At 37.8% G+C, this 18,062-nt stretch carries 15 protein-coding genes; 6 read left to right on the plus strand and 9 right to left on the minus strand.

The genetic code is table 11. The annotated features are described in order from the left end of the window. Positions 1–105: 105 nt before the first annotated feature. From A9Y75_RS08325 to A9Y75_RS08340, 4 genes are all read left to right on the plus strand, one after another. Positions 106–591, plus strand: coding sequence for a deaminase domain-containing protein (locus A9Y75_RS08325; protein ID WP_071189100.1), 486 nt, complete (start codon positions 106–108; stop codon positions 589–591). A gap of 59 nt (positions 592–650) precedes the next feature. Continuing rightward, positions 651–1,535, plus strand: coding sequence for a hypothetical protein (locus tag A9Y75_RS08330; protein ID WP_071189101.1), 885 nt, complete (start codon positions 651–653; stop codon positions 1,533–1,535). 17 nt (positions 1,536–1,552) lie between these two features. Then, positions 1,553–1,960, plus strand: a complete 408-nt coding sequence (locus tag A9Y75_RS08335; RefSeq protein ID WP_071189102.1) for a hypothetical protein — start codon at positions 1,553–1,555, stop codon at positions 1,958–1,960. A 142-nt stretch (positions 1,961–2,102) separates the two neighbouring features. After that, positions 2,103–3,083 carry an aldo/keto reductase gene (locus A9Y75_RS08340; RefSeq protein WP_071189103.1) on the plus strand — a complete coding sequence of 327 codons (981 nt, stop codon included), beginning with the start codon at positions 2,103–2,105 and terminating at the stop codon, positions 3,081–3,083. 39 nt (positions 3,084–3,122) lie between these two features. Here the strand turns inward: A9Y75_RS08340 and A9Y75_RS08345 are convergent, their stop codons facing one another. Further along, positions 3,123–5,117 carry a WG repeat-containing protein gene (locus A9Y75_RS08345; RefSeq protein WP_236721359.1) on the minus strand — a complete coding sequence of 665 codons (1,995 nt, stop codon included), beginning with the start codon at positions 5,115–5,117 and terminating at the stop codon, positions 3,123–3,125. Positions 5,118–5,120: 3 nt separating this feature from the next. Next, the gene (locus tag A9Y75_RS29490) at positions 5,121–5,909 is read right to left on the minus strand and encodes an S-layer homology domain-containing protein (protein ID WP_071189104.1); all 789 of its coding nucleotides are present in this window, start codon (positions 5,907–5,909) and stop codon (positions 5,121–5,123) included. A gap of 505 nt (positions 5,910–6,414) precedes the next feature. Between A9Y75_RS29490 and A9Y75_RS08355 the strand changes: the two genes are divergently transcribed. Further along, entirely contained in the window at positions 6,415–7,641 is a 1,227-nt protein-coding gene (locus A9Y75_RS08355) for a DUF4336 domain-containing protein (RefSeq protein ID WP_143046382.1), read from the plus strand. Positions 7,642–7,764: 123 nt separating this feature from the next. Here the strand turns inward: A9Y75_RS08355 and A9Y75_RS08360 are convergent, their stop codons facing one another. The 6 genes from A9Y75_RS08360 to patD all read right to left on the minus strand — a co-directional run bounded on the left by A9Y75_RS08360 (position 7,765) and on the right by patD (position 14,151). After that, positions 7,765–8,745 carry a CorA family divalent cation transporter gene (locus tag A9Y75_RS08360; RefSeq protein WP_071189106.1) on the minus strand — a complete coding sequence of 327 codons (981 nt, stop codon included), beginning with the start codon at positions 8,743–8,745 and terminating at the stop codon, positions 7,765–7,767. Between the two features lie 56 nt (positions 8,746–8,801). Further along, positions 8,802–9,302, minus strand: coding sequence for a GNAT family N-acetyltransferase (locus tag A9Y75_RS08365; protein WP_071189107.1), 501 nt, complete (start codon positions 9,300–9,302; stop codon positions 8,802–8,804). A gap of 188 nt (positions 9,303–9,490) precedes the next feature. Then, positions 9,491–10,210, minus strand: a complete 720-nt coding sequence (locus A9Y75_RS08370) for a class I SAM-dependent methyltransferase (RefSeq protein WP_071189108.1) — start codon at positions 10,208–10,210, stop codon at positions 9,491–9,493. Positions 10,211–10,278: 68 nt separating this feature from the next. After that, positions 10,279–11,928: an ABC transporter ATP-binding protein gene (locus A9Y75_RS08375; RefSeq protein ID WP_071189109.1), complete on the minus strand. Its 1,650-nt coding sequence runs from the start codon at positions 11,926–11,928 to the stop codon at positions 10,279–10,281. Between the two features lie 239 nt (positions 11,929–12,167). Next, positions 12,168–13,409, minus strand: a complete 1,242-nt coding sequence (locus A9Y75_RS08380; RefSeq protein WP_071189110.1) for a zinc ribbon domain-containing protein — start codon at positions 13,407–13,409, stop codon at positions 12,168–12,170. A 388-nt stretch (positions 13,410–13,797) separates the two neighbouring features. Then, positions 13,798–14,151, minus strand: coding sequence for a heterocyst frequency control protein PatD (gene patD / locus A9Y75_RS08385; protein ID WP_071189111.1), 354 nt, complete (start codon positions 14,149–14,151; stop codon positions 13,798–13,800). A 297-nt stretch (positions 14,152–14,448) separates the two neighbouring features. On the opposite strand from patD, the gene A9Y75_RS08390 reads away from it, so the two are divergent. Further along, positions 14,449–16,725 (plus strand): bifunctional (p)ppGpp synthetase/guanosine-3',5'-bis(diphosphate) 3'-pyrophosphohydrolase, encoded by a 2,277-nt coding sequence (locus A9Y75_RS08390; RefSeq protein WP_071189112.1) that lies wholly within the window; start codon positions 14,449–14,451, stop codon positions 16,723–16,725. 81 nt (positions 16,726–16,806) lie between these two features. Here A9Y75_RS08390 and A9Y75_RS08395 read toward each other — a convergent pair whose 3' ends face one another. Further along, entirely contained in the window at positions 16,807–17,739 is a 933-nt protein-coding gene (locus A9Y75_RS08395) for a cobalamin-binding protein (protein ID WP_071189113.1), read from the minus strand. Between the last annotated feature and the right edge of the window lie 323 nt (positions 17,740–18,062).

The following is an 18,062-nucleotide window of genomic DNA, read 5'->3' on the forward strand; positions in this document are numbered from 1 at the left end:
ATATCTTGATTGTGAAGGCAATACTGGTATTGTGGATAGTGGATTGATGCTTTACCATTCATGTTACCAGGGAAATAACATCCTATAAGATGTTAATATCATTACATGACAAATACGCAAGATAATAATGGAGACGAAAATCCAATCAAGAAAAGGTTACGAGAATCTGCTGCTAAAATTAGGGAGATTTTGCTCTCCAATAAACCCATCAGTACGCAACCATTTCCTAAAGTTAAAAACAATGTTGCCGTTGCTGAAGTACAAATAGGAGATGTGATTTTTCATCTAGAAGCAACATCTAACAAAAAAAGTCCAATACCTAGACCCAAACCAAGATCAGAAGGAGGAAAATTTCAACCAGGACTAGACTCCTACAGTGGACGCATCATGGATACTGATGCTGAATATAAACTACTCTCAAAAATTGCAGATATTCTCGAAATAGACTACAATTTGCAAATAGAAGGGTATCTCTATCTTTATACAGAGCAACACCCTTGCCAAAGTTGTCAAGATGTTAAACAACAGTTTGAAGAAAAGTTTCCAAATATGAAGGTAGAAATATTTTGGGACTACCCTTATCCTCCATAGTAAGACTGTTTTAGTAGATATATGTTTCAGATGTCTCATTGATAAAGAGGAGATTGATTATGATATCAAAAATAATTCAAAATCAAAATTATCAACAGGAATTATTCAATAGAATTCCTGTTGATCTTCAGTGTTTATTTAATAAAATTAAGTTAGAACGTTATGATGAACTATATGAACCAGAGAGTAATGGTATAGCTTCATTAGAAGATGATTTAAAAGCCGTTATAGAAATTTTTGGTAATGGAAATCAGTCAATCAACCATCTTCGATATATATGGATGACGCTTATCATCAGTTTAGCTGTAGAACCTACTTTAGAATATTATGATCCAAATAATAATTTGCCTAAAACAGTTATTCAATTAATGGAGGAATTTTTCTATGAATCTATTAAAGATTCAACTAAGAGGATAAATCAGAATAAACTTGATAAATTTATTAACGCGATATTTAAATCTCATGAATCTTATTTTCAGAAAAAAGAAGCGAATTTTCAAGCAATTAGCGAAGCATTAGATGTTTTTTATAATGCAATTCGAGTTCTTGACTATGATAAATCTGTAGAAGCAATTTTAGAAATTCTAGATGATTGCTTAGAAGGTTATGCGATTTTCCCAGGTTCTTACGGTAGACGTGAATTGTTTGACTGGTGGTTATTAGATGTTGTACCCGCTAGTTATAATTTATTGCCTCCTAAAATATTTTATGTAGTGGAAGGAGTAAAAAATAAAGAAGAAATTAGATTGCGTCAAACTAGGTTATTAAGCAAAATGAGCAAGAAAATCTGGTCTTCTCTGCCAGCATTAATGTTAGAATCGAACGAACATAATAATTACATCTTTCCCAATCCTGGAAAAATAAATCGTAGCTCATTTGAAAAAAGTGTTAAAATACCAGATAATTATCATTCAAAAAGTGATCAATTAGCTTATTCTAGATAGGGAGTTAAATAATTCGTATGAGCGAAAAACAAAATTCTAGCCAAGACTTAATAGGTGCATTAGTGCAATCTCTCCAAAATGGTAACTTTGAAGAAGACGAAGAAGAAATTGCCACAGAAAAAGAAAGCTATGGAGAGGAATACATAACTCAACTGCAAACAGCTTGCAATAATTTCCTCAAAAAAGATTCTTTTCAAGTAGGACAACTAGTGAAATGGAAAGCAAATCTCAAGAATAGAAAATATCCTTATAAAAATCAGCCAGCTATTGTTGTAGAAATACTGGATGAGCATATTATTAGTAATGACGAAGAATCTGGTAGTCCCTATTTTCGAGAAAACCTCGATATCATTTTAGGAATATTGGTTGATGATGATACTTTTCTAACTTTTTACTACGATAGTAGAAGATTTGAGGCTTACTAAATTAAATCAAGATACAAGATAAAATCTGCATCATCATCTAACTTAATCTAACTTAGTTTGATCTGAATCCTAACTATTAGTGCGCTCGCTCACCCCAACTATACTAAACTGCTAATATATGCACTTTTTATAGCTAGTAACGATGCAAACTAATGAAAAACTCTCCCTTCCTGCTATGGGTTGCGGGACTTGGGCATGGGGAAACCAACTCCTCTGGGGATACAATGAAAGCATGGACGACCAATTACAACAGGTATTTAACCTGTGTGTGAGTAATGGTGTCACGCTGTTTGATACTGGTGATTCTTACGGAACAGGAAAATTAAACGGACGCAGTGAATTACTTTTAGGGCGTTTTGCAAGAGAATACGAAGGGATAAATAAAGACAATATTTGCATTGCCACTAAGCTTGCTGCTTACCCTTGGAGATGGACAAGAAAGTCAATTATATCAGCTTGTAATGCTTCCGCAAAACGTTTGGGTAAAAATGTCGATTTAGTGCAAATGCATTGGTCTACAGCTAATTATGCACCTTGGCAAGAAGTGGGATTATTAGATGGTTTAGCAGATTTGTATGAGCAAGGTTTAGTGAAAGGTGTAGGATTATCTAATTACGGTACAAAACGACTACAATGGGTGCATAAAAGATTTCAGGAACGAGGAATACCAATTAAAACTTTGCAGGTGCAATATTCCCTTTTATCTACCTATCCAGTGACGGAATTAGGGTTAAAAGAAGTTTGTGATAATTTGGGAATTAAATTAATTGCTTATAGTCCGTTAGGGTTGGGTTTATTAACAGGTAAGTTTTCCGAAAAAGGTACTTTTCCTAAAGGTATTCGCGGTTTGTTGTGTAAACAATTATTGCCAGGAATGAAACCGCTTTTAGGATGTTTGCAGGAAATAGCAAATATTAGAAATAAAACTATGTCTCAAGTTGCTCTTAATTGGTGTATTAGTAAAGGTACAATTCCCATTCCTGGGGCGAAGAATTTGGAACAAGCAAAAGAGAATATTGGCGCTTTGGGTTGGTTTTTAAGTGATGGTGAGATGATAGAGTTGGATAATGCTGCTGATAGGGTGGAGAAGAAAATGGTACAGAATATTTTTCAGACCAAGTGAAGTAGAATAAACTTGTTTAGTTATGGCAATTGAGGATTATTAAGGTTTACGAATATATCCCCATTTACCACCTATCAAAGATGCTTTGCCTTGTTCTTGATCTTGTTTTAATTCTCCACCAACATTAACTAATGCCATGCCTTCAGAAAAAGGTTTAGCAAAATCTAAATTTGGGGGAATTATAAACTCACCAAACTGATTAATATATCCCCATTTACCTCTCATTTTAGCAGGGGCTAAACCTTCTGAAAAAATATCAGCTTCATCAAATTGCGGCTTGATAATCAATTTTCCAGTTTTATCAATATAGCCCCATTTATTACCAAGTTTAACTAATGCAAATCCTTCTGAAAAATCTGTAGCATCGTCAAATTGAGAGGAAATTATAGTTTTACCTGTTTTATCAATATAGCCCCATTTATTAGCAGTTTTGACTGCTGCTATGCCTTCAGTAAATGACTTAGCATCATCAAATTTAGCAGCAATAACAACTGTACCTTTTTTATCAATATAGCCCCATTTATTAGCAATTTTCACTGCTGCCATGCCTTCAGTAAATGACTTAGCATCATCAAATTTAGCAGCAATAACAACTGTACCTTTTTTATCAATATAGCCCCATTTATTAGCAATTTTCACTGCTGCCATGCCTTCAGTAAATGACTTAGCATCATCAAATTGTAATGTAGGTATCTGTTTGGCAGTTTTATCAATATAGCCATATTTATCCTTAATTTTTATCAAGGCTAATCCTTCTGAAAAAGGTGCAGCACTATCAAACTGAAGCCTACCAACAAGTTTACCTTTTTTATCAATGTAACCGTGTTTGTAACCCATCTTGACGGCTGCCATACCATCAGAAAATGACTCAACCCAATCAAATTTTGCCTTGAGGCTAATTGACTGAGATTTATTTATGTAAGCATAATTATTATTTATTCGCCGCTGACTAAAGCTATACTTCTTAATTTCTTTCGGGTCAAATTTTCCAGCGGGTTGAGAGTAAATACTGGATTTTAAAACATTAGCTAAAGCATTATTATCTTCTCGTAAACCTTCATAGAAAAAGAAAATTTCCCCTTGAATACCAACAGAACGGTTATATTTTAGTGCCTGAAATAAGTGTTGTGTATCAATGCGATACGTACTACTTTTTAAAAGGACACCCGGAATTAATTGGGGTAATTGTTGTTTAGTAAATTGAGTAGTTATGAGTTTATCTATTTCTCTTTTATAACTTTGTAATTCTCGGCGATATAACTGTGGATGAACTAAATCAACTAATCCCAAATCAACCCAAGTTTGAGAATCTTGCAGGTAGTTTTCGTAACTCCAAGGAAAAGGACTTGGAGACATGGAAATAATTAATTCCGGATTGATATTAATTATTTCTTGGTAGAAGCGGGTTAAAAAATTTGAAAGAATATCAGCCCGCCACTGTAACCATTGTGGATCTTTAGAATTTTCTGGTGGTAGTCGATTAAATTCTTGACGATAGCGTTCTACAGTTTTTTTATCGTAACCACCTTCACTTGGTAAAGCGGGAAAGCGATCATCTCCTTGAATGCCGGCAATTTCATAGTTTTTAGCAACTTCTATAAATAAACTTAGGAGAAAGTTTTGTACTTCGCTATCAAGTGCATTTAGCCAATCAAAACCATTTTTATTAAGTAAATTTCCAGCATAGTCACGCGCTGCCCATTCTGGTTTTTTAGCGATTATTGTCCCCCCATTTTTTTGATAGGAACTAGCAAAGCCATATTCAAACCAAGGTATAACAGCTAAATTAACTCTTTTTGCTTCTTCAATTAATTCTTTTAAAGGATCTCTACCTTGAAAACGAGGATTGATTTCTATGCCGAAGTTGTCTCGCATAACTCGGCTGGGATAAGTTGTTGTGCCGTTATTCCAAACAACAGGAAAGACAACGTTAAATCCAGTGTCGGCGAGAAAGTTCATAGCCTCGGCAATATTTTGTCGGGAGTTAAAAACTTGACTGGCTGTTGTAGTAATCCAAATACCGCGAATTTCCATGAATTAGATTGAGCTTGATTTATTGATATTTTCTCTTACTAATGCCAATCCTTCTGAAAAAGAATTAGCTTCATCAAATCGTGGGGGAATTACAAATTTTCCGGTTTTGTCGATATAACCCCACAAATTATCTTTTTGGACTCGTGCTAATCCCTCCACAAAAGTATCGGCTGACTCAAATTGTGGAGGAATTACGAACAATTGTATACCAGGAAGATACTTGTAAGGTACTGTAGGAATTGCTAAAACTCGACAAACAAATGTTGCTATTTCGCCTCTAGTAGCGTTTGTATTGGGCTGCAAACGTCGGATGTTCGGGTAGTTAACAACTATGCCCTTTTCAGTTGCGGCTGCGATCGCACTTACAGCGTAATTGGGAATTTGCCCAAAATCATCATAATATTTTTTTAACGTATTGACCGGCTCTTCTGTTGCTCTATAATTTAACCCTGAAGCTAAAGCCGTTAAAGCTTGCACACGGGGGATTGGTTGATTCGGTTGGAAAGAACGATTGGGATACCCAGATAGATAATTTGTCTGATATGCTGAAGCGATCGCTTTAGCTGCCCAATGATTAGCGGGTACATCTGTAAAGGTAATCCCCGGACGAGATGATGCCTGTTTCGGTAAGGCTGTGTAAATAATCGCCGCAAATTCAGCACGAGTCACAGGTGCATCTGGACGAAAAGTACCGTTTGGATAACCTTTTAATATATTTCTCCCCGCCGCCGCAAGAATAGAGGCTTTTGCCCAATGGTTTTGAATATCTGCAAAAATAGACTCGTTCAACATAGATGTCCTTAACTCTCCTCATCTGGATTAACTCGATTCCCTGCCTCAGTAGTCATTTCTAGATAAATTGTCTGCTAACTTGATATAACTTTTGTTACAGCGATTTTCGGGTAAATGAACCACATCTTAATATCTCACGCAAAGGCGCAAAGACGCAAAGGAAGGAATAGAAAAATTAGCGTGTGGTACAAATACATGAAAACTGCTGTAAGTTGTGAAACCTTAAGTAAGTCTGCAAGTTAACAATTCAAAATAGCTCTATCAAGGTTTAAATCCTGGATAGAATCTGGGGCTATTTCAAGAAGCAATTATTGGATGATAGTCTTTAATAGTCAATTTAGCAGTGATTATAGTCATAGCAATTTTGCATCTGCTATATTATCCTACTTTGATTTGTGACAAAATTAAATGAAAAATTAAATTATTAGCTCAATAATTTGCTAAACTCCAAATTTAGAAAAGCAAATAAAAATCTAAGCATTGGGAATTGAGAGAGGTTGGCAAAGTGACTAACGGTGAAGAAATAGTCAATATAGAAAATGTTAATCCCCAGGACGTTTCATGGCGCTTCTGGCCTGTTGTGCCAATTTACCCTTATGGTAAACGCCGGACAATCCGTAAAGAGGTGGTAAAAGATACCATTTGGACTTTTGATCAGTTACAAGGGATTTTCTACGTAGTTGTGCCAATTCGCATGACTGTAGTAAAGCTAGAAAAAGGCGGTTTGCTCGTTTATGCACCTGTCGCACCAACCGGAGAATGTGTCCGTTTGGTAAATGAGTTGGTAGCAGAACACGGCGATGTTAAGTATATTATTTTGCCCACTATATCGGGAATAGAACATAAAGTATTTGTTGGCCCCTTTGCGCGATGTTTTGCCAATGCACAGGTATTTGTTGCACCCGAACAGTGGAGTTTTCCCCTAAATTTGCCTTTGAGTTGGTTGGGTTTACCTGGCAACCGGACTCAGAAATTGCCAATAAATAGCCAAAAAGCGCCTTTTGCGGATGATTTTGATTATGCCATATTGGGAGCAATTAATTTGGGGCCAGGCAAGTTTGCAGAGGTAGCTTTTTTCCACAAGCGATCGCACACTCTCTTACTTACAGATACCATAATTTCTGTACCAGCAAACCCGCCAGCCATAGTCCAACTCGATCCCTATCCGTTGTTGTACCACGCCAAAGACAAAGCCTCTGACGTAGTTGCAGATACCCAAGCCAATCGCCGTAAAGGATGGCAGCGTGTGACTTTGTTTGCATTGTATTTTCAACCCAGTGTGTTAGCAATTCCCACATGGGGTGAAGTATTACGGGATGCCCAGAAAGCCCCAGAACGTTCTAGAAAAGCTTATTTTGGGGTTTTCCCTTTCCAATGGCAAGAAAATTGGCAAAATTCATTTGATGTATTGCGTGGAAACGGACGTTTATTTGTTGCACCAATTTTACAAAGTTTGATTTTAAATCGCGCACCCAGAGAAACTATAAATTGGGCTGATCAAGTTGCAAATTGGGATTTTAATTGGATTATTTCCTGTCATTTTGATGCCCCAGTTAAAGCAGAACCTCAACAGTTTCGGCAAGCATTTTCGTTTTTGGAAAAACAGCCAATGGGGGGTTTAGTTAGTAGTAATAGTTATCCTTTACCGGAAGATGATTTTAAGTTGTTGAGAGATATTGATGCAGGATTAAATAGGTTTGGTATTGTGCCACCAGCTAGGGATAGGGTGTAAACAATTAAAAATTAAACAATTAAAAATTAAACAATTAATTTATTAAAAATCTTGTTTCGTGAACTTTTTACCTAGTTTTCAATGGTAACTAGATTTCTACCTCAGTGTAATCAATCTTGCTGACTACAACCAACGTTGTCGTTTAGCATAGACAATACTAGAAATCACAATTAATACCATGATGCTGATAATAGCAGGATAAGCCCAAGGTTGATCTAATTCCGGCATATATTTGAAGTTCATACCATAGAAGCCAGAAATAAAAGTGATGGGCAAAAATATGCTTGAGAGAATAGTTAGACGATTAATTCGTTCACTAGTTTCACTGGCCACATTATCCCGTTGAATTTCCATTAATTCTGACATCCAGGCTCTCAAAGCCAGATATTCTTGCCAGAGATTATCAATGTGATGAGCCAATTCTTGATTAAATAGTGCCTTCACAGGTGGGGTAATCCATTGGAAATCGTCGTAATCCATCATAACTAAAAGTGACTTTATGCTTTGAAAATTGCGCCTTCCAACACGAGTAGATTGCCTCATCGTGGCAATTTTTTGATAGGTTGAATCATCACCCAATTTATCTAAAACTTCATCTTCTAAATCATCAAGCTTTCTAGAAATATAGTCAAATACAGTATGGTAATTATTCAAAATATCTTTAAATATAAAATATAAAATATAGTCAACTCCCCACTTTTGAATATCTAAATTTTGCTTTTGAAGATTGTTAGTGAGGATACTGAATATTTTTACTTCCGTGATTTCAAAGGTGATGATAAAATTGCTTCCCACCACAATACTACCACGGGCTACCTCAAATTCCCGATTTTTGATTTTATGAGTCAGAATTTCATAGCTGTTAAATAAACAATCTTCCATATCTTCATCAATTCCTATAGGGGAATGGTTGAAAATCATGTCAACACGAGATGGATTAAGTCCAAAATACTTGATAATTCTAGCTGTTCCAGTGCGATCGCGGAAGTTAATACAGCGCAACCAGATATTGCAGGAATTATCAATCTTTGTCAGTACTGCATCGACATCCCTAGTGGTGAATAATTCCAGTTTATTCTGAGAAAAAGTGAAGAGATTTAGCATATGGTAATTCTAACAGACTCCAGGTTAAATTTATTTAACTACGAATTACGAATTATTTAATGTGACTCCCCAACCCGTAAACCCATAATCATTAAGTCCTTTTCTTCCCCATCCAAATCGGCAATTCTGGGCAAATGTCCCCAAAGCTGAAAACCAAAAGATGTAAATAATCCTAAACTCGGTTGATTGTGAGCAAAGATAAAACTCACTAAAGTTTTTAAACCTAAATTTGGACTTTCATCAATTGCTTTTGTTAAAAGTCGCTTTCCCAAACCACATCCCTGAAAATCTGGGGAAATGTAAATACTAATTTCCGCAGTTGAATGGTAAGCCGGTCTGCCGTAAAATGATTGAAAACTTAACCATCCCGCAATTAAACCTTCTGTCTCAATTATCCACAGCGGACGTTGTGAAGGGACTCGTCCTTTAAACCAAGCCAGACGACTTTCCACAGATACAGGTTCTAAATCGGCTGTCGCCATGCGGCTGGGAACCGCAGCGTTGTAAATTCCTACAATGGCAGGTAAATCAGTTTCTCTGGCATGGCGAATAATCATTGCTGCTACTTGGGAAAATTGTTGTTAAAATCTTCACAAATAATACACTGTCACAGTAAAAATTATCAGCCTTTGTGTTGATTTTATTCAATATAAATGGAGAGAATTATTCATTGAGGCAGAAAATGGGGAAGAAAGAAGGTAGATGTATAGATAATCTGTTCAAATATAATGTCCAGAATTTGATATCAAAATCGGACTTTGTATAACTCGAATAATTCTCCTAATTGCCGTTTGACTACTTTAGCACCCGCAGCTTTAATTGTTTTTTCCCAGTCAGTCGTAGATTCTAGAAACACCTCAGCACCCAAATAAGTTTCTAGAACCGCCCAATCTTCTGCTAAAGGTTGTGCTGAATTAAGAATATCAAATACAAACTGTCCACCTGGTTTCAAAACCCGTTTGACTTCTAACAATACAGCATTCCAATATTCTAGGGGAAAATAGCAACTAAACCCCGTCGCAATTACTAAGTCAAACTGTTCTGAAGGATAGTTTAAATGATGAGCCGCTCCTAACTCAACACCTTTGAAAAGTTTTGAGTTCAATTGCGAACCACGAGAATTAAGAGTATCTCTGGCAATATTACTAATTTCTTGTCCATAAAAAAATGCTTGCCAATCTCGCCAAGGATAAATTAAAAAACTGACACCGCAACCAATATCTAAACAATGTTGGTTTTTTTGAGGTTGAGCAATTTCCCAAAAAGGCGATACAATTCTATCGGTTAATATGCCAGTACTCCATTCCCGAAATATTGGCATTGCTTGTACTTCGTCTGGTACTTCAAATTTCTGATTTTGATATTGTTGATTGAAGCGATATGCTATTTGTGCTACTCTTTCTTGCCATTTATCTGATTGATTGGTATTGGTTGTGTAAGGTTTGGAAGACGGATTTTTAGACATTAATTACTTTGGTAATTGGTAATTGTTGATTGATGATTGAAAACACTGAATATCTATCGTCTAAATTCTTACGCTTTTGCTAATAAAGGTGCAGCAGCTAATAGGGTTTGGGTGTAGGGATGTTGAGGATGAGAAAAAATTTGTTTTGTTTGTCCTAGTTCAACAATTTTACCACCATTCATCACTGCTATGCGATCGCACAAAAACCGCGCTAACCATAAATCATGGGTAATGAATAGGTAAGTTAACTCAAATTCTGCCTTTAGTTGCAGCATCAAATCGAGAACTTGTGTTTGTACGCTGGCATCTAACATACTTACCGGTTCATCACATATTACCAGTTTAGGACGAGTAATTAAAGCCCGTGCTATGGCTACCCGTTGTTGTTGTCCCCCAGATAAATCAGAGGGATAACGCTGGTAATAAAGTTCTGCTGGTGTTAAACCTACTTTTTCCAACATCCATAAAACCTGTTCTTTGGCTGGTATGGTATTAGCTAAATTGTGAATTAATAAAGGATCTGCTATACTTTGTCCCACCGTCATAGCTGGATTTAAACAAGCATGGGGATCTTGAAATATCATTTGGATTTGTCTACGGGAAGAACGAATTTCTTGAGGTGACAAACTCGTTAATTCCTGTCCCAAAAACTCGACTTTTCCAGATGTAGGACGAATTAATTGTAAGATAGTTCTCGAAAGCGTACTTTTCCCGCAACCCGACTCTCCCACTAGTCCTAAAATTTCTCCCGGATACAATTCTAAATTAATTCCATCTACAGCTTTAATTGTTTGTCCTTCTCCTTTAAATAAGCGTTCAATAAAATTCGGTTCTATGGTATAATGTTGCTTAAGTTCTGTGATTTTCAGAATTGGTGATTGGCTTGTTTCTCTATTATCAATTGCCAATTCTTCATGATCATTTACTGCTTGAATGAGCAAAGCTGCTTTTAATAGAGAACGGGTATATTCATGTTGGGGTTGTTTAAATACAGTTTCCGTTTTCCCCATTTCTACCATTTTACCCTGATACATGACCCCAATGCGATCGCAATATTCCCCCACCATTGCTAAATCATGGGAAATCAACAACAATCCCATATTTTCCTCAGCACACAATCGCGTTAACTCTTTCAGAATTTGTGCAGAAACCGTGACATCTAAGCTGGTTGTGGGTTCATCTGCCACAATGAGTTTAGGATTGAGGAGAAGAGCGAGTGCAATAGCCACCCGTTGACGCATTCCCCCGCTAAACTCATGGGGATACTGACTCCAACGACTAGCGGGAATTTTCACTTTTTCCAAAGTCGCTAAAGCCTTTTCTTTCGCTTGTTGTTTTGATAACTCCGGTGAATGGGCTTGTAAAGTTTCAATACAATGATTACCAATCGTCATCAACGGATCAAGGCGCGTCATTGGGTCTTGAAAAATCAAAGCCACCGCTTCACCCCGAAACTTCTGCATCTGAAGCGGTGTTAAATCTAAAACAGGCTGTCCCTGAAAATTTACTTTACCTTCAACACAACTAGAAGAAGGTAACAATCGCATGATTGCCCGTCCAATAGTAGATTTACCGCAACCAGACTCTCCTACCAAACCCATTCTTTCACCTGGTTGGAGTGTAAAAGATACATTGTCAACCGCCCAGCTTGCTTCTTCTCCGTTGCGTTGGGGATAAGCTACGCAGAGATTTTCAACATTAAATAAAGCTTCACTCATAGTTAATTATCAGCCTGACGCTGCCTGTTTATATAAAATCGTAAATTTAAGATAGTCTATCAGATTAGTGAAAGTAGTTGTTCTATAGCGGTATGCACTTGAATGAGATATATCTTAGCCCCCTCCTCGCAAGCGGTGAACCAGCGCTGTAGGCGGGTTTCCCACCGTAGGCGACTGGTGTTCACCGAAGGTGTGCCGGAGGCATCATCCGAAGGAGGAGGGGGTTGGGGTGGGGTTCTTTAAGAATGATTCGGATTTTGATCAGCACCACAATGATAACAATAAGGCAACTTTTTGTAAGTTAAATTATGGCAATTATGGCATTCAACATATTGATAATAACCGCAATGAGGACAATGGGCATCATGACTTTTAATCGTTTTTGCACAGTTAATACATTGTGATTTTTGAACTCTTTTAGCAGCTTGAAATTTAGTGTTAAAGACAACTGTCTGAAAGAATTTGATTAGCCCAAAACCCACCAGGGGAATTAAAAAGATATAAACATAACTAATCAGAAACAGCAAGCTACCAAAGATTTGACTGATAATATTGAAAATGAACTCTGCAATTGCACCAATTTGCAGAAATTGAAAGATTTTCAAAATCAACGGAATCAGAAATATCACCAGCAAATGCCAGCTAATTAAAGCTATCAGTCCATATCCTCTCTTGACGCTAAATTGGTGCGCTAATAAAGCGATAATAATTAGAGGGAGAAGAAAAACAGATTGAAATATCAGTTGGAGACTGGGATACCAAAATGATGCATTTTGATAGCCTTTGTCAACTTCCGTAAATTTAGTTTCATCTTTGAGAAAAGATAAAAAATCAATAGTTTCTGGTTTCGTTAACAGTTGACTTTGCAGACTAGCAATTTTCTGTTTAAATGTAGAAATTTTACGGTTATTGTTATCTAATTCCTGTTTAGCTTTTTCTGCTCCAACTTGATTAATAGAATTTCCTGGAGACTGTCCAGCAATTTTTTCTAACAGCGTTGAATCATATTGATTGCGAATATTTAAATTTGCTTGTGATAATTTATTGATATTATCTTTTGTCTGATTTATAGCTGTTAGAGTTTGGCGATTCTCGGAATTATTCAGTTTATCTTTAGCTTCGCCATAGTTCAAACATATTTCCGAAACTTTACCCAAATGTCCTATTTCTTGCTGTTGATAGATTTGCCTGAAATTCGATTGAGTATTTGTATTATATGGCAATGAATTCCTAAGAATTTCAAAGTCTTTATCTTTAGTAGTTTGTTTGTTGTAACTATTCCATTCTGAATAGCATGGATAAGCTTGTGCAGGGCTGAGATGCCATCTGCTAATATTATCTAAACCTGTAAAAACATTGATTAAAATAAAAATATCAACCAAAATAATCACAATCAAACTTACCTTATTTAGAGGTTCATTATTGATTGTTTGAGAATTATGAAAAAATCGACTTAAAAACAGGCGTATTCTAGTAAACATATAATTTTTCTACCTAAGTAACCATCATGAAATGCGTACACCAAAACACATGAAAAAAAACTTCTTATTCCCCTCATCGCTTGCGGGGAGGGGTTAGGGGTGGGGTCTTATTTTCAAGTCAGGTTGAGTTGATGTATGGTAACTCAACATTCTGAAAATCAAAGTTGTTGTTTGGTTACGCTGTTGCTGAAATCAACCTACCATTTTATTGTTACTTTGGTAGCAGTCTCATGTCAGTTATAAGTGGCATTATGTACTTACAGCACTTCCCGGTGTTATGAGGTAAAAGAACCCCACCCCCAACCCCCTCCCCGCAAGCGAGGAGGGGGCTAAGATGTACCTCATAAGAGCGGAAACCGCTGTAAATAGAGAAAAAGGAAAGCAGTAGTTATTTTTCCCCCTTCTCTTCTGGTTGGAGTATGGCATGGCAATATCTAATCAGAGTTGATAAGCGTTCTTCAATAGTTGCTAGTCTCGCTTGTGCTGTTGCAGACTGCTTTGCACCTTGGAAAAACATTACATCTATTTCCAAGAGACGCAGTTGCTTACTCATCTCCGTTTGATAAGACTGCTCCCGATATTCTACATCGGCTAAAGGAACAATTTGTTGGACAAACCATTGCTGCAAAATGGCCAGACGCTGCCGTAGGGTAGGAGCATCTAGCAGAGTTTTTGTAACATCAGAGCGTAGTTGCTCTAGTAATGTTGCAAATTCCTGATATTTATCAAGATTCAGAGACATCCAGTGCTAGTTAAGATAGTATTAATGTCAAGAAAATTTTCTTCTACAATAAACTTTTTTAAGGACTCAATCAAACTAAAAGCCTCGAATCATACTTTGAGGCTTTGTTTGCAATCTATGGATATTCTGCCTTATGTGCCTCGACACCTGCAATGGATGATGATCACAGGCAATTAGAAAGTCATCCTCACACTGTTTTTTCTACCCGTCTGTAGGGCAACAGCATCTTCTGGAGACGATGCTGTAATTTGCGTCTATATCTCACTAAATCCACCAAAAACTTATAATCTCTCTTGTATGAGCAGCTTACTTCTTGATTCCTCAGTTGATGTCAATCTTCCGGAATGGCTTAAGAAATGTTTACGAGAAACATCAGCAAAAAGCAGCGAACCGGAAAATGAGCGATCGCATAGTGATATGGTTTTAATCTGTCGCGCTTTCCAATTTGCCTATCAACTGCATCAGGGACAGTTCCGTAAATCTGGAGAAGCATATATTGCCCATCCAGTGGCTGTAGCTGGCTTGCTGCACGAGTTGGGAGGCAGTCCTGCTATGATAGCAGCTGGCTTTCTTCATGATGTAGTTGAAGATACAGAAGTTACAATTGAAGAAATAGAAGAGCATTTTGGGGCAGAAGTAAGGCAATTGGTGGAAGGTGTCACCAAACTTTCTAAAATTAATTTCACGAGCAAAACCGAAAGCCAAGCTGAGAATTTCCGGCGAATGTTTTTGGCAATGGCTAAAGATATTCGGGTAATTGTGGTGAAGTTGGCAGATCGTTTGCATAATATGCGAACCTTGCAGTATATGTCAGAAGCAAGCCGTCGCCGCAGCGCCCAGGAAACGCGAGATATCTTTGCACCTTTAGCCAATCGCTTGGGTATCTGGCGAATGAAATGGGAATTGGAGGATTTGGCGTTTAAGTATTTGGAACCCGATGCTTTCCGTGAAATTCAGCAGCACGTTTCTGAAAAACGGACAGCGCGGGAAGAAAAACTGGCTAAAGCTACGAATGTTTTGCGGGCGCGTTTGCAACAAGCTGGAGTTCAGTGTTTGGATATTAGTGGCCGCCCCAAACATCTTTATAGCATTTATCAAAAAATGCATAAGCAGCAAAAAGAATTTCATGAAATTTATGATTTGGCAGCCCTGCGAATAATTGTGCAAACTAATGAGGAATGCTATCGGGCTTTGGCGGTAGTTCATGATGCTTTTCGCCCCATTCCTGGCAGGTTTAAAGACTATATTGGATTGCCTAAACCGAACCGTTACCAGTCGTTGCATACTGGGGTAATTGGTTTGACTGGCCGCCCTTTGGAAGTGCAAATTCGGACTGTGGATATGCATCATGTGGCTGAATATGGGATTGCAGCGCATTGGAAATATAAAGAAACAGGTGGTTCCAGTAATAACCAATTAACAGGTTCAGATGAAAAGTTTACTTGGTTGCGGCAATTGCTGGAATGGCAAAGTGATTTAAAAGACGCGCAAGAATATTTAGATAGTGTTAAGGACAATCTATTTGAAGATGATGTTTATGTCTTCACCCCTAAGGGGGATGTGGTTCCTCTAAGTCCCGGTTCTACGAGTATAGATTTTGCTTATCGAATTCATACAGAGGTGGGGAACCATTGTGCAGGTACGCGGGTGAATGGGCGGATGGTGCCATTATCAACGCGATTGCATAATGGGGATATTGTTGATGTGATTACTCAAAAGAATAGTCATCCCAGTTTGGATTGGTTAAATTTTGTCAGGACTTCGGCGGCGAAATATAGAATTAAACAATGGTACAAGCGATCGCGCCGGGAAGAAAATGTGGCGCGAGGACGGGATTTATTAGAAAAGGAACTTGGTAAAACTGGTTTTGATAATTTGCTCAAATCTGATGCGATGCAGACTGTAGCCGAAAAGTGCAATTATCATAGTGTTGAAGATTTACTCGCAGGTTTAGGTTACGGAGAGATTACTTTAAACCTGGTATTGAATCGGTGGCGAGATGTGGTGAAAGCTGATCAACCCGTGGCAGATGTCATACCCTTTATACCCAAGGAGTCAACATCGAAAACCTCACGAGATACGCCACCTCCTACTTCCCGTGCAAGTGATTCGCCGATTCTTGGGGTAGAAGGCTTGGTTTATCATGTCGCTGGATGTTGTACGCCGATTCCTGGGGAAGGAATTATTGGTGTAGTAACACGGGGACGCGGTATATCTATCCATCGCCAAGGCTGTCATAATGTGGAAAATGTGGAATGTGAACGCTTAGTACCCGTGAGATGGAACTCAGCTTTAGAAAATCACGGCCGTCCTCACACTTACCCAATTGATATTCAAATTGAGACTCTTGATAGAGTAGGAATATTAAAAGATATTTTATCGCGGTTGAGTGATCAAGGTATAAATGTGCGTCATGCTAACGTGAAAACAGCTTTGGGACAACCAGCTTTGATGGATTTGGGTATTGATATCCGCGATCGCTCTCAATTAGAACACTTGTTTGCTCAAATTAAGAAAATGAGTGACATTCTTAACATCCGCCGTCTTGGTCAAGTTGAGGAATTCCAGAGTTAGTTTTTCTGCGGTTGTAATAGTGATAGCCGGAATTGTGGAGAAGCCTACACTGTATAGTGACGCATACAGTGTAGGAGGATTTCACTTTTGTAAAGTTTGCCATCCAGTATCTTTATAACCATATTGAAAAATATCTGGGTGCAAAATTTCTGCTAAAATTTCCACAGAATCAGCCAGTCGCGGACCAGGACGGTTAAAGTAGGCGTTACCGTCGGTCACAAACACTCTACCTGTTTTAGCAGCGTGCAGTTTTTGCCACTCTGGACGTTGAGTTAACAATTTTGCTTCTTGCTGAGTCCGTCTTAAATCAAAGCCACGAGGCATGAAAATAATCACATCGGGGTTGGTGGTAATCAAAGTTTCCCAGTTTAAATGAGCAGAAGGTTGACCCATAAAGCTAAACAACGTCTGTCCACCTGCCAAATTGATTAATTCAGGAATCCAATTTGCAGCCGTCATCAAAGGCTCAGTCCACTCAATACAAGCGACTGTAGGCATTTCGGTGACAGAAAGTCCTTGGATTTTACGATTACAAATTTTGACTCGTGCTTCTAAATTTTCCAGTATTTTTACTGAGTCTACCCCAAAGGTTTGACCAACTCGCTCAATATCTCCCCACACATCCTGTAGTGTGTTAGGTTGTAAAGAAATAATTTTGGGTGAACTGTGGGTAAGTTCGGTGACAGCCTTTTCAACTTCTGGTAATCTGACACCACACACATCACACCGATCTTGGGTGATAATATGCGTTGGCTGCAATTGCTCTAAAACATCAACTTTAATTTTGTAGATACTTAAAGCAGATTGCAATATACTGTTTACTTGCTCATCAATGGCGTGGCTAGGAGCAGTACCGTTGAAGTTTGCTTGAGTACATACAGGGATATTTGCTATTTCCGGGGGATAGTCACATTCATGCGATCGCCCTACAATAGCTTTTGACAACCCCAGTGTGGCGATAATTTCCGTCGCACTAGGAATTAAAGAAACAATTCTTATATTTTTATCTGTCATGGTTCCACCTACATAAAAGGTGTTCCTGATTTTTATTCTTGCACAATTTAACTAGTAAATTATCCTTCTTGAGAAGCATACATAGGGTTTGCTGAAAAAGTCTTTCCGTTAGGGGTTAGGAGTCAGGAGTCAGGAGTCAGGAGTCAGGAGGAAGAATTAGAAGCAGCTGAGAATAGTTTATCTAGAAGGAAAAGTGAGCAGTTTTTGATGGTTTTAATGTCTATTGCTTGCACCTTCTTACCCTTTTTTACCCCTGAATCCCTTGATTCATCTAGGTTTTATCTTTATTCAGCAAGCCCTACATAATTCCAATTTACTAGTTA

The organism is Trichormus sp. NMC-1 (genome assembly GCF_001858025.1).
Lineage (GTDB): Bacteria > Cyanobacteriota > Cyanobacteriia > Cyanobacteriales > Nostocaceae > Anabaena.

Excerpts from the sequence above, each read along its gene's own strand:
- A9Y75_RS08365 (WP_071189107.1), bottom strand. The coding sequence starts at position 9,302 with ATGATTATTCGCCATGCCAGAGAAACTGATTTACCTGCCATTGTAGGA.
- A9Y75_RS08335 (WP_071189102.1), top strand. The coding sequence starts at position 1,553 with ATGAGCGAAAAACAAAATTCTAGCCAAGACTTAATAGGTGCATTAGTG.
- A9Y75_RS08390 (WP_071189112.1), top strand. The coding sequence starts at position 14,449 with ATGAGCAGCTTACTTCTTGATTCCTCAGTTGATGTCAATCTTCCGGAA.
- A9Y75_RS08345 (WP_236721359.1), bottom strand. The coding sequence starts at position 5,117 with ATGGAAATTCGCGGTATTTGGATTACTACAACAGCCAGTCAAGTTTTT.
- A9Y75_RS08370 (WP_071189108.1), bottom strand. The coding sequence starts at position 10,210 with ATGTCTAAAAATCCGTCTTCCAAACCTTACACAACCAATACCAATCAA.
- A9Y75_RS08395 (WP_071189113.1), bottom strand. The coding sequence starts at position 17,739 with ATGACAGATAAAAATATAAGAATTGTTTCTTTAATTCCTAGTGCGACG.
- A9Y75_RS08375 (WP_071189109.1), bottom strand. The coding sequence starts at position 11,928 with ATGAGTGAAGCTTTATTTAATGTTGAAAATCTCTGCGTAGCTTATCCC.
- A9Y75_RS08325 (WP_071189100.1), top strand. The coding sequence starts at position 106 with ATGACAAATACGCAAGATAATAATGGAGACGAAAATCCAATCAAGAAA.
- A9Y75_RS08340 (WP_071189103.1), top strand. The coding sequence starts at position 2,103 with ATGCAAACTAATGAAAAACTCTCCCTTCCTGCTATGGGTTGCGGGACT.
- A9Y75_RS29490 (WP_071189104.1), bottom strand. The coding sequence starts at position 5,909 with ATGTTGAACGAGTCTATTTTTGCAGATATTCAAAACCATTGGGCAAAA.
- A9Y75_RS08330 (WP_071189101.1), top strand. The coding sequence starts at position 651 with ATGATATCAAAAATAATTCAAAATCAAAATTATCAACAGGAATTATTC.
- A9Y75_RS08380 (WP_071189110.1), bottom strand. The coding sequence starts at position 13,409 with ATGTTTACTAGAATACGCCTGTTTTTAAGTCGATTTTTTCATAATTCT.
- A9Y75_RS08360 (WP_071189106.1), bottom strand. The coding sequence starts at position 8,745 with ATGCTAAATCTCTTCACTTTTTCTCAGAATAAACTGGAATTATTCACC.
- patD (WP_071189111.1), bottom strand. The coding sequence starts at position 14,151 with ATGTCTCTGAATCTTGATAAATATCAGGAATTTGCAACATTACTAGAG.